A 12,280-nucleotide genomic window follows, 5' to 3' on the forward strand; every position below is an offset into this window, starting at 1 on the left:
CGAGGAGGCTCATTGTCAAGGACAATCGGAATAGCATACGGAAAGAAGTTCTGCACCTTATAAAATTTGTCAAAAAAACTGTTGCCATTCCAGTACACTCCCTAAAAAGTTATACTTCATTATATCACAATTTATTAAAACGTCGATTGTAAAATTAAGCTAGACAACTAAAAAGATCATTTGTGCTACACTCAAAATAGTTCCGACCAAAGAATTAATAAGGAGTGAGTACAAATGACTTACACCCATCTTACAACAGACGAACTAGTAATCATAGAGTCTTATTTCAATATCGAGAAACCTGTCGCTCTTGTCGCACAAAGTTTAAATCGCTCTAGACAAACCATTTATAATGTTTATTCGTTTCTCAAACAAGGAAAAAAAGTGCTAGATTATTACCGTCAATACAAACAAAATAAATCTCGTTGTGGACGACGTTCAACCGTTTTATCTGATGAACAATCAACATATGTTCAAGAAAAGGTAGCTCAAGGATGGTCACCCGATGTGATTATCGGCCGTGGCGAGTTTCCAATTGATTGTTCTGTTCGTACACTCTATCGGATGTTTAAAAAAGGCCTTTTTGACACACAGTCGTTACCTATGAAGGGGAAACGTAAACCGAATAATCATCAAGAAAAGCGTGGAAAACAGGCCTTTCGCAGAACGATTCATGAACGGAACAGTCTCTATCCACACCTGACTAAAGAATTTGGTCATCTCGAAGTCGACACCATTGTGGGAGTTAAACACAAGAGCGCTGTTATTACATTGGTTGAGTGTTTATCCAAGGTTATTATTACTTTGAAACCGACAGGCAGACGAGCCGAAGATATCGAAAACAGGTTAAATGATTGGTTCAAATCCATGCCTAAACACTTGTTTAAATCCATGACATTTGATTGTGGAAAAGAATTTTCCAACTGGCGATCTATAAGTAACTCGAACGATATTGCCATCTTTTTCGCAGATCCAGGAACACCTTCGCAAAGAGGGCTAAATGAGCACTCAAACGGCTTGCTTAGACGAGATGGCTTACCTAAAACAATGGACTTTAGGGACACGGATGAAACCTTTATTCAATCCGTTGCCTCGAAAAGAAACCATATTCCAAGAAAATCATTAAATTATCGAACACCATTGGAAGTATTTTTGAGCTGCATAGATAAAGACATATTGTCTAGCTTAATTTGACAAATCAGATAGTATAAAATGAATCAAATTGAATATCAAATATATATTATATCCATGAAGCCCAATCTTCTTTAATAGAAGATTGGGCTATTTTTATGGCAAAGGAGGGAAAAGAAATGTTTCAAAATAAAGGACAACGTTATGTCACAAAGGGAGTAATGGACAGTTTGCCGGTGGAATTACAAGCTTTATGTTGGAATCTAATCGATCAAAACGTTCAAAAGCAATTTCATTTAGACTATCTTCAAATCTTTGAATTTTCTACGGAAAAAGGAAATCAAAAGTTGGTTCATCGTCAAGAAGAACCGGAAGAAAGAAAAGAGTATCTGATTTCACCTAAGCTTCGTTTGAAATCAGTGTCTCAAAAAATATGGGCCATTGATTCGGGTGAGTATCAAACGATGTTATTACCAGAAGAATACTAGTATCTAAAAGAAAGGAACGAAAGGACTTGTTAGAAACGGCTATCGAAGTACTGGAAAAGTGTGCACAGCTAGTCACTACTCCTGAAGAGTGGGGCTATGAATCCGTTACGATGGAAAAAGAGGAAATTGAAATGGGTATGCTTCCTGAAGATGTTACTCTACCACGTTTAGTGATGACACATCTTTATATTTATTGCGCACCAGAAGATGGAAAAGACTATGTAGTTTATTTCATTACAGATATTACCAGCCAGCGAGAATTTGTTCGTGGGTTACTGGTAGAAGGACGATTGGTTTGGAGTCAGATTGGAGGAACGAATGAATAAGATCGATTATTTGAGAATGATTGCGAAATGTTTAGAAGATATCCTTACAGCGATTCATCAAATTCTGAAGAAAAAAGGAGAAAGAATATGAAATATTTTCAACTAGTATTGACACTTATAACGGCAATGGTGATTGAATTGCTTGAACAAAAATTAGCATAGGAGAAAAAGAGATGATTGAAAAAGAATTAGTGACCACACAAACAGAAGTTTGGCGAGATCCTCATCATACCCATCGCTATGTTTTCAAACGACAATGGGCGATCAAAGGAAAAGAAGCGGAAGATAAATTAGCGGTAGTCATTACTATTCGTCCAACAGATACAGAACCATTTACGAATGATTTGAGTATGTTATTAATCGAAAAGAATATCCGACAATTAGGATTTACTGGTTTTATTGCTGTGAATCTTTTTTCGTATACAAAAGCGAAAAGTCCTCGGGTATTTCCTCGTGGAAATGATGAACAATCTTTGGAAATATTAACAACTGTTTTCACAGAAAAGAAAATCAACACCATTATTTTTGCTTGTGGTTCGATTACAGCGACGAGTCAAGTGGCTTATGAACAAGCGAAGACCATTTACGATCAATTGAGTGCGAAACAAAAAAAGATGACCAAAGTATTGATAAATGCAGAAGGTAAGTTATCCCACCCACTAAGTATTCATGTTCGTAATGAATGGCAATTGGCAGATAGTCAATTATTATTTCAAGAAAAATAACATTTTATTTTCTTATGTTACTTATAAGTAGTTTTACATGCTTTTTGACTTTAAAAATACATGTGATGATACATGTTATATGAATTATCAATGTACCCAGTAATATGCTATTTTCATTATGTAAAAAATAACAGGGGGTGTGTAGATGGAAATTGATGAAACTTGTTTGAGTAACTCTTATAAAAGTATGAATGACTTTTTTGAGGAAATGGAACTGGATTCAGAATTGCTCTATCAATTTTATCTTGCTTTTCGAGGGCAACAGATTTCTTTTCCAATGAAAATGTACGATCGTGAGTTAGTTAGAAAAAGAATCGAAAACATGATAGAACAGGAAAAAACTGTAGATATCCGTCAATTGACAGAAGTTTATGGTTTCTCTGCAAGATGGATTCAAAAAGTAATTAAACAAAAAGAAAGGAGACGAGTACATGGCTAAGCTGATTGTATTAGGTGGTTTAATTTACGGTGGATATTGGTTATATAAATATATGCTTGCGCATCCGAATATAGATAAAGGAAAAGTAATTAAGACAGTTGGGGTAATCATAGTTGGACTCATAGCTCTAACTAAGAAAAATAATACTAATAGCCCAAAAATAATGAGAACTTATCGCTGTAGAGGATGTGGAAGGGAAATTTCTACTAGTTTTAATCCATCTGAAAGCCCTCAAGGAAGAGATCGTTGTCATGCTGGCTATCGACATTCTTGGGAAAGGATTAACTAAATGAACACCATTGAGATTAATTGACTGATAAAATAAGTACGCGAGGGAGAAATTGAAAGGGGAAAATAAAATGAAAAAATGGTTGTTATTACTAATTGGAATGGGGATTTTATTCACTGGTTGTACATCTGAGAATACGAGGATTAAAGAGACTGTAGAAACTGATACAACAATTGAGACTAATAAAAGTAAAACGCAATCAACTGAACAAACTACAACAGAAATGAAGCAATCTGTGGAAGCAAGTACAAGTGAAAGTTCAATCACTGAATCTTCTTCTGAAGAGGTTAAGAATACTTTGTGGGATAGTGAGAAATCTACCCAACTAGCAACTTTTGTCACACAATGGGGAAAGACATTAGGGCAAGAATATAAAAGCTACAATCCTCAGAACAATGTAAGTCTGTATGGCACTCCTTTACCACAAGCCGTGATTAATGGCAATTGGAAAATGGCAATCAATGAAGCACCAGTTACCGTACAATGGTCAGAAGATGGAACTGGTCATGCAGATTTCAATTTAGTAGCAGTTTATTCTGATGTAGAAACTGGAGAATATTTAGGGCAGCATGTTTACTTTTTCGGTTTTCAAAATGGACAACCTAAAGTTTATTTAACTCAACAAAATCAAGGTAATGAAAATAATTATCTATACTTTAACGAAACTCAAAATCAACAACTAAAACAAGGTTTCATTGATATTGTGAATGGACAAACTCCTCAAACTCCAGTAGTAGAAGAATCTACTCAACAAGCAACAACTACAACGACGCAATCTACAAGTAGCTCAGCAATTTCAAGTTGGGAAGCTGCTAAAGAAACTGTACTAAATAATAAAGCGTTGTGGATTTATGAGTCTTCAGATAAAAATGCATCAAATACTAATATTATTGAATCCACCCAATATAGAAAAGATTTAATGCAAGATGAAAATGGAGAATTTTATCCAGTTGATATTTCTACTGACGATATTGGAAATACGGTAATGAATGGAGGAAAGCAATTCCGAGTTTATACAGATGGAAGAATTTCTCAACGGATTGGAATGACTAACAATTTTCAAATGATTAAATAATATTATAGACTGAGAATAGTAGTTATTTGATAGTTTTAAAGAAATATGTACTGAATATTAGGAACATTTCTGATGAAGTTACTAGTATAGAAAATAATTTCGTACTTACAGGGATTGAAGCGTGTATCAATGTATTGGTATGCATGGATATAATCAATTTTATCCTTAGAAAAAGTAATTAAGATGCCCTGCTAAGTTATATTTAGCAGGGCATCTATTAATTTTATTGGGAACATTAAAGTAGCTGAACAAACGCATTATAAGTCCCCTGATACCTTAATGTAATACTAGGTATATCAGTAAAGTATCAGCTAAGATAGTCAATTAATTATTACTCGGTTTCAAGTTCAAATAGATGCCTATCTAAGTCTATTTCTGGCGATAAGAGCTGCCATTTCCATGAAGGTAAAAAATCGTTAAAAATTGTTTGTTCTTCTAGTGTTGAGGCTTCGTAGCCAATAATCTTATTTTGATGTGCGAGTGTTGATAATTTTGATTTAACAGAACGAACTTTATTTTCAAAGGAGCTCCAGAATTCGATATTCGAATGAATGATGCTTATATTTTCCTTATTAAAAACGATATACAAGTTTCTTTCTTGTGAAATTTCTTGATTTTTTCTAATCTTTTCTATTTCTTGATATAGATCCCCTTTTACTTTTTTAAATATCCCTTTTTTTTCCTTAGCAACGTGTTTGAGCCCATCCCATTCACCATAATATAGAGAGTTACGCTTATTTTTTATATAGAGTGTGTAATAATTTCCATTAGGAAAAGGAACATCTTCCGGATAATCTAAGTTTACTTCTATATACAGATTGGAATGCTTATTGTCCTTTTCTTGTTTTTCCACTTTCTCTTTTTTCTTCTCTTTCTCTTTTATTTTAGTGGGGTCTAGTGGACAAGGAGCAATTTTTTTAGTACTCCATAATTCGAATAAAATAGAGGCAATATTGATTGGTGAAAGAGTCTCTTTCTCTTTTTTTAGAAGAGGAATTAAACGCTTTTGTGATTTCCATCCAATTTTTCCAAGCTCAAAGATCCCATTATCATCAGTAATCGATTCTATTTTCTCTAATACAAATTGTGCATCATTAGTTAATTTATAAGGCTTAGATTGTGTCATCATGAAATTAACTAACTCTGAAATTAAGTCCCTAGAGAATTCTTCATATTGAAAAAATTTCTTGATAGTGACGTCATCAAAGGTTATGGCGTATTTCATAAATTTATTAAGAAGTTCAATATAACCTACCTCGGAAAAAATTTCATTGTTTGCTGGTACATATTCTGGAGAATTTGTAATCCTGAAGAAATCAAATTCTTGTTTCGCCACGCTAGTAAAATTTCGTTTTTTATTTTTTATTTTATTCCATTCTGGTTTCGCGCAGTTTTGAAAAGCTGAATCAAAACTTAGGCTATTGTCACTTTTATAAGGTAATTCAAAAAATTCTTTAACGATTTCAACGAATTGAAATTCATAAAGTACATGAAACATAATAAACATCCTTTCAAAATATATATTGCCCACCAATTGCCCACCAACTGCCTGATGATTCAATACGATGGTTGTGATTAAATTAAATTGTTCAAAATATAAGGTATATTGTTATTTTAACAGATACTTTTTCATATTTGAATACTCTGAAAAGAAAGGAGGTTTATTTTATGAAAGAACAAGCTAGGAGTACAAAATATCCAACGCTTGTAATTGATTATGTAATGATTTCATTTGTTGAAGCAAATGTGATTGAAGTTGGTAGATATTTATTTGACTATTCCATTATCGAAGAATTTGAACTATTGGAAAGTAGTATACGTGGCTTTAATAAAGTTCTTACAAATGGCTTTTTATTTCTCCATTATGAAAACAAGGGAGAAAAAGCAGTTGTCTTGCTAGAGATTCGTTCAAAAGGATGTCGATATCTAGAATGCCAAGTGGATCATCAATGGACACAGTTCTTTTTTAAACTAATGAAAGTAGGAGAAAATATTTCAATCAAAAGCTACAACATCAAAAGACTGGATATAGCAATTGATGGGTTTACTTCGGATACTTTAAGCACAAAGCGAGTTCAACGATATCTCAATCAGAGGTTAGTTACGTCGCGCTTTCGTACATGCAGAACAATTCAAGAAACTAGAATTTCCTCGTCTGACATAATCGGTGATAGTATCTATTTTGGAAAACGAGCGAGTGATATCTCGGTAGTCGTCTATGATAAAAAATTAGAGACGAAAACACAAGATATTTGGTTCAGAACAGAGTTAAGGTTTCGACATGACTGGGCAAATCGTGTTATTGCAACGTTGGTTGAAAATTCATCTGAGTTTTCCTCTTATATATCAAGCATTTTAAAACGTAATTTGCAATTTCGCTCTCATACGGAGAATTATTCAGAAGTGAGACGTAGAAATTTAGCAACTTGGTATGAAAGATATCTTGAATATATATGCCAACAAGAACTTCATTGTGGAAAAATGAAATTTCTAGCTTCATGAAAGTGATAGTTAGCCAGTGACGTTACAGAAAGAAGAGGATTAAATGAATGATTTGAATTTCGATTCTTTAGTAGCAGAGCTATTAAAAGAAGAAAATGGTCAGTTTGTGGTGGACTTAAGTATCTATTTTTCAGAAAATACCCAAGGAAACAAGGGTGATTTATTAGAACAGGAGGAAGAGAATGAGAAGAAATACAAAGAAGGCTAAATTTTTTATAGCATTAGTCAAAAAATATCAAATGAGTCCTTTTTATTCGTTTGAGATACTTAAGGAGATTTATTTGTATAAGGTAACTGATAGAGAAATTTCTGGTCTATTAAATGCTCTTAAAAATGATGAGCTACTGGAAACAAACCAGAAAAGAATAACAAGAAGCGGACGTGTTCAATATATATGGAAGCTTACGGAAAAAGGTATGATTGAATATCATCGTCTCATGGAATTATAACGATTGGAGGACTATTTTTATGGAGGATTTTATTTTTGAATTAGCTATTGGGCTTGTTTTTTATTTCAACCAAAATGGAAAAGAGGCAGTAAATAAGAAAGAAGAATAAACTTGGTTTAGGAATTGGAACTGATTGAACGTTTTGCATATTTTAAGTATTTAGGAAAGAAAACGATTCTTAGTCGATTTTCTTTCCTTTTTGATCAGTGAATATTTTACTGTAAGTACTTAAAGTTATAGAAATGGCTAGGAGGAGGAATCAAGCATGCGTGTGGCTTGTTATGATCGAACGTCTGTTTATGAAGAAGCGAAAATCAGTAATGACGCTCAATATGATGCAGTGAAAGAGTATGTTTTAGAGAAATATGAACAAATTCCCCAACGATTTTCAGACAAAGGAGAATCAGGGGGAAAAGCGGATCGTCCAGCTTTTCGACAGCTTAGAGCTTGGGTTTGTGCGTCAGAAGAAGAGGGGGTGATCTATGTTTGGCGTTATGATCGATTGGCACGTCAAGCCAAAATAGCCTTAGAATTTATTGAGTTGTGCCAACAACATCAGGTTCAAGTATATTCGATTTCTGAACCTCTTCCTGCTTCTTTCTCACACGCGTCAACGAATAAACTATTTGTGCAATTATTGTTCACTTTTGCAGAACAACAACGAAACGTCATTATTGAAAATGTTCGTGCCGGACTTGCCTATAAAAAGCAACAACGGCAATACCTATCTTCTGCGGTTCCATATGGGTATCGTTTAGTGAATGGGAAAATCCAACAAGAAGTACACGAAGTAAGGATTGTTCGCTATATTTTTCAACTTTATTTGACTAAAAAATATGGCTACAAAAAGCTTTGTCAACGATTGACGCAACAAAAGTTCTTCTTCCGCGAACGTCCTTTTCAGCCCTATCATATTTATAGTATCCTAAAAAATCCATTGTACTATGGCGAAATCAAAGGAGGATCTTTGGGGAAGTATCTAGGAACCTTTGAACCGATTCTCTCGAAAACAATCTTTTTACAAGCCCAAGAGATTCGCCAATCAAGGTGTACAGCTAAAAAAGATACGTATCCGTACTTATTACGTCAAAAAATTAAGTGTCCCTTCTGTGGTCGTCATCTGAGTTCGAAGTATCAATGGAATACAAAGAAGACGAAGACGCTTCATTATTATCATTGTACCGACCGAAGCTGCCAAGGAATCTTTCTTCGGGCAGAAAGGGTTGAGTCAGAAGTATTGGAAAAGATACAGGCTTTTTTTCAATACGAAGGCGTCTATCAAGCTTTGATTACCCAATTGACGCAACAATTAGCCGAAAAGCGAAAAGATGAAAAACGCAAAGTAATCCAACAAAAGAAACAAGAAGCACAATGGATTAAGGCATTTGAAGAGGGCAATTGTTCACTGGAAGAACTCAAGCAACAATTGCAAGCTCTTCAAAAGCCGATGTCTACTTCTTCGTTTCTTTCACTCCAACAGTGTGAAGCAAAAGTGAAAGAATGGCTTCAACTAAAAGACCTCTCTAGTCGACAATTGTTATGTGACCATGTTTGTCGGATCGAGGTAACAAAGGAAAAAACAGTCTGTGGGATTTACTTCCGGCAAATGACACAAAATATTTTAGAAGGGAACGAATGATCTATGGAAACGACACCAACCAAACGAGTCGCATTGTATATTCGGGTGAGTACCCAAGAACAAGCTTTAGAAGGACATAGTATTCAAGCACAAGAACAAAATGGACGACAGTTTGCCGAACGGATGGGCTATGAAGTGGTAGAAGTTTATGCCGATGAAGGGATTAGTGGGAAATCCACAAAAAATCGGTTCGCCTATCAACGAATGATGAACGATGCTCGGAACCATCGTTTTGATATACTAGTGATTTGGAAATTGACCCGTCTCGGACGCAATATGTTAGATGTCTTACAAACCGTCGAGGAACTGTTGCGATATGATGTGGGGTTACATTCGATCTCGGAACAATTTGACGTGACCACTTCGACAGGTAAACTGATGTTACAACTCCTTGGGAGTTTCGGTGAATTTGAACGCAACCAAATTGCGGAAAATGTTCAAATGTCAATGCAAAGCTTAGTGAAAGATAAAAAGCGTTATGCAGGAGGACGACGTTTAGGCTATGTCAGTGGTATTGACGCGAATGGTCAAAAACAATTGGTCATTGAACCAGAAGAGGCGAAAATTGTTCGTCTGATCTATGCAAAATATTTAGGCGGAGCAGGGTATCGAGCGATTGCCAATTTTTTGAATCGTCAAGGATATCAAACAGTCAAAAAGAATGCTTTTTCTACCACGGCAGTCAAAGATATCTTACGCAATAAAATTTATGCAGGGTATTTAGAATATGCACGCTATATCAATTGGGAAACCAAACGACGAAAGGGCAAGAACCCAAAACCGATTTTAGTGAAAGGTACCCATGAACCGATTATTTCGGAAGAAGATTATCAAAAAGTGCAAGAACGCCTTGTTTTAGAAGGCAAACAGCCCAAATGGAACCATACAGGTGAAAATGTATTGACAGGCTTGTTACGTTGTCCAGAATGTGGGGCACCGATGGCAGCGAGTAATGTCACAAATACTCTAAAGGATGGCACAAAGAAACGAATTCGGTATTATTCTTGTTCAGTCTTTCGGAATAAAGGAGCAAGTGTGTGTCATGCCAATTCGATTCGTGCCGAACAAGCGGAAACATTTGTCGCCGACCGATTAAAGGAAATTATTCAGCTACCAGAAGTTCTTCCCCGATTGGTGGCAGCGTTAAATGAAGAAATAGTGCGACAAAGCCAACCATTGGAACAAGAACTCGTGATGTTACTGGAACGAAAGGAAGAATTGAAGACTAAAATTGAAAAATGGGAAGCTGCTTTGGAAGATAGTCCTGAATTGTTTCCGATGTTAAAAGACCGCTTAGACGAATTGACTGAAAAACGACGACAGTTGCACATTCGAGAACATGAAATCTTAGGGATCTTTCAACAACAAGGAGAGCCGATTCAAGTCAAAGATGTCCAACGGATATTGACTAGTTTGGATCGTTTTCTTGCCCAGAGTGAGAAGAAGCAAATCAAAGCCTTGTATCGTACCTTTATTGAGAAAATAACCTTTGATCCTAACCATAAGGAGATATTGGAGATTACAATGAAATTCACGCCTGCCGTGGTACAACAATTGAATGAGCAATATCAAATAGCCGTATCCAAAACAAAGGATACGGCTATTTTTGTGTTAAAGACACCCTTTACGTTAACGATCTAGTCTAGGTTATATCAAACAACGTTAGAGGGGCGCTAACGCTTCTCTAGCGATTTGAAATCGTTAGAGAAGTAGTTAGGGAGGTCCTTATCATAAATAGGGATATTTACCCGTGGTGCTAGTTAATTTTTTCCTAGAGGAAAATGTCTAAACATGTTGGTAAATCAACAAAAAAACGCATATAGTAGTCTCAAATTTTATGAAAAGATGTTATAATTAACTAAAAAATAATAGGGAGAAAACACATGTACTCAAAGAATTGGAAAAAAAAGTTAGTGATGGGTGTTATGGTAGGGTCTATTTTTGTTTTTGCAGGTTGTTCAGCTTCGACAGACAAAAGTAAAACGGCTACTTCAGAAACAAAAACTGCTGAAGTAGTAAAAAGTAAAATGAAACAAATAGAAAAAAATGTAGAGAAAATTTTAGCCGAAAAAGATAAAGATACAAAACTGTCGGAGTACAAAAAATTTGTTACTGAATCCAGTGCTTACTCTAAGTCAGATAAAACGGAGAAAAAAATTACTAATACCTATACAGAATCTATTAAGAAGATCAAAACAAATTTTAAAGAACAAGACGATAAAGACTTAAAAGAGAATACACTAGATAATCTTGAAGAAGCAACTGAAAATGATCTTTCTCAAAAAGTAAATACATTAGATGAACTTAAAAAATGGGTACAAAAAGAGAGTACTGATGTATATAGCCAAGCGGAAGTAGATTCATTAATCAAAAAAATTGACGATACAATTACCACATATAAAAACCAACTAGAGAAAATAAAAATTGATAATCAGGAGGCTACATCAACAGAGACTACAACAGAAAGTAGTGAGGTAGCTACTTTACAAGAAAATGTTTCCGAAGAACCACAAGTGGTCTACACGAATTTATTAAATTCTATTGAAGAAGCAGCTCAATATCTGGGACAAAAACTTCCACAATCGGGCGGTTCAGATGCATTTGAAAATGGGCAACAAAATTCTGATGGCTCGTTTACTTTTCATTATCAACTACATGGAGGTCCAGAAGGTATCACTTGGAATATCATTACAGTGAATAATAATGGTGAGATTATCCAAGATGATTATTTCAAAACTGTACCCAATGAAGCAACAAACAATAATGTCTCTACACTTAGTCAAGCAGCTATTTCAGAGTTAGAAGCTGCTCAACTTGCAATAGCTAAACACAATGAGTTAGGTAGACCTAATGCAACTGATGCCGGAAGAGAAACTACAGCAGACGGATATTATTTTTATTATATGGCCGATGGAACTGATCAGATGTATAAATATTTTGTAAGTAATTCTGGTCAAGTTCAAGCAGAATAACATTGAGTTATAATGATATTATCAGATGAACTGTATCATAAATTTTTAACGTGAAATGTTTGTAATATCAATTGGAAAAATTGGAGAATGGTATATGGATTTACTAAAAGATAATAACTGTTATTTTTTAGTAAATTCATACTATTTAGAAACGCCGTTTGTATAATTAAGCGAGACAAATAAAAAAGCCATTTATGTTACACTCAAATTGTAATACCCGCTAAAGCATACAAGGAGAGTGAACA

At 34.8% G+C, this 12,280-nt stretch carries 14 protein-coding genes; 13 read left to right on the forward strand and 1 reads right to left on the reverse strand.

The genetic code is table 11. The features are described from left to right. The first annotated feature begins 234 nt into the window (after positions 1 to 234). The 7 genes from DIZ30_RS05675 (at position 235) to DIZ30_RS05705 (ending at position 4,473) form a co-directional block, all read left to right on the forward strand. A complete protein-coding gene (locus DIZ30_RS05675) occupies positions 235 to 1,194 on the forward strand; it encodes an IS30 family transposase (RefSeq protein ID WP_002312610.1) in 960 nt (319 codons plus the stop codon). Between the two features lie 116 nt (positions 1,195 to 1,310). Continuing rightward, positions 1,311 to 1,619 (forward strand): DUF960 domain-containing protein, encoded by a 309-nt coding sequence (locus tag DIZ30_RS05680; RefSeq protein ID WP_109023139.1) that lies wholly within the window; start codon positions 1,311 to 1,313, stop codon positions 1,617 to 1,619. Positions 1,620 to 1,645: 26 nt separating this feature from the next. Next, entirely contained in the window at positions 1,646 to 1,945 is a 300-nt protein-coding gene (locus DIZ30_RS05685; protein ID WP_002312614.1) for a hypothetical protein, read from the forward strand. Between the two features lie 173 nt (positions 1,946 to 2,118). Beyond that, positions 2,119 to 2,670, forward strand: a complete 552-nt coding sequence (locus tag DIZ30_RS05690; RefSeq protein ID WP_002312616.1) for a DUF1643 domain-containing protein — start codon at positions 2,119 to 2,121, stop codon at positions 2,668 to 2,670. A 145-nt stretch (positions 2,671 to 2,815) separates the two neighbouring features. Beyond that, entirely contained in the window at positions 2,816 to 3,109 is a 294-nt protein-coding gene (locus DIZ30_RS05695) for a Mor transcription activator family protein (protein WP_002296258.1), read from the forward strand. Beyond that, complete coding sequence (locus DIZ30_RS05700) at positions 3,102 to 3,398, forward strand: hypothetical protein (RefSeq protein ID WP_002312617.1); 297 nt, start codon at positions 3,102 to 3,104, stop codon at positions 3,396 to 3,398. Before DIZ30_RS05695 ends, DIZ30_RS05700 begins: the two co-directional genes overlap by 8 nt. A 70-nt stretch (positions 3,399 to 3,468) precedes the next feature. Further along, complete coding sequence (locus DIZ30_RS05705; RefSeq protein ID WP_109023136.1) at positions 3,469 to 4,473, forward strand: DUF4767 domain-containing protein; 1,005 nt, start codon at positions 3,469 to 3,471, stop codon at positions 4,471 to 4,473. Between the two features lie 331 nt (positions 4,474 to 4,804). On the opposite strand, the gene DIZ30_RS05710 is transcribed toward DIZ30_RS05705, so the two are convergent. Further along, positions 4,805 to 6,034: a hypothetical protein gene (locus tag DIZ30_RS05710; protein ID WP_109023137.1), complete on the reverse strand. Its 1,230-nt coding sequence runs from the start codon at positions 6,032 to 6,034 to the stop codon at positions 4,805 to 4,807. Positions 6,035 to 6,141: 107 nt separating this feature from the next. Here DIZ30_RS05710 and DIZ30_RS05715 point away from each other — a divergent pair, with 107 nt between their 5' ends. The 6 genes from DIZ30_RS05715 to DIZ30_RS05735 all read left to right on the forward strand — a co-directional run bounded on the left by DIZ30_RS05715 (position 6,142) and on the right by DIZ30_RS05735 (position 12,035). Then, on the forward strand, positions 6,142 to 6,975 hold the full coding sequence (locus DIZ30_RS05715) for a replication initiation factor domain-containing protein (RefSeq protein ID WP_002389975.1): 834 nt from the start codon (positions 6,142 to 6,144) through the stop codon (positions 6,973 to 6,975). Positions 6,976 to 7,018: 43 nt separating this feature from the next. Further along, positions 7,019 to 7,183 carry a hypothetical protein gene (locus DIZ30_RS13510; RefSeq protein ID WP_002340116.1) on the forward strand — a complete coding sequence of 55 codons (165 nt, stop codon included), beginning with the start codon at positions 7,019 to 7,021 and terminating at the stop codon, positions 7,181 to 7,183. After that, the gene (locus DIZ30_RS05720; protein ID WP_002286113.1) at positions 7,158 to 7,424 is read left to right on the forward strand and encodes an adenylate kinase; all 267 of its coding nucleotides are present in this window, start codon (positions 7,158 to 7,160) and stop codon (positions 7,422 to 7,424) included. The genes DIZ30_RS13510 and DIZ30_RS05720 overlap by 26 nt, the downstream gene beginning before the upstream one ends. A 265-nt stretch (positions 7,425 to 7,689) precedes the next feature. Beyond that, complete coding sequence (locus DIZ30_RS05725; protein ID WP_086317330.1) at positions 7,690 to 9,063, forward strand: recombinase family protein; 1,374 nt, start codon at positions 7,690 to 7,692, stop codon at positions 9,061 to 9,063. Between the two features lie 3 nt (positions 9,064 to 9,066). Beyond that, a complete protein-coding gene (locus DIZ30_RS05730) occupies positions 9,067 to 10,704 on the forward strand; it encodes a recombinase family protein (protein ID WP_109023138.1) in 1,638 nt (545 codons plus the stop codon). A gap of 242 nt (positions 10,705 to 10,946) precedes the next feature. Next, the gene (locus DIZ30_RS05735) at positions 10,947 to 12,035 is read left to right on the forward strand and encodes a hypothetical protein (RefSeq protein WP_002286103.1); all 1,089 of its coding nucleotides are present in this window, start codon (positions 10,947 to 10,949) and stop codon (positions 12,033 to 12,035) included. The last annotated feature ends 245 nt before the right edge of the window (positions 12,036 to 12,280 follow it).

This window comes from Enterococcus sp. H57, from assembly GCF_003112495.1.
Classification (GTDB): Bacteria; Bacillota; Bacilli; order Lactobacillales; family Enterococcaceae; genus Enterococcus_B; species Enterococcus_B faecium.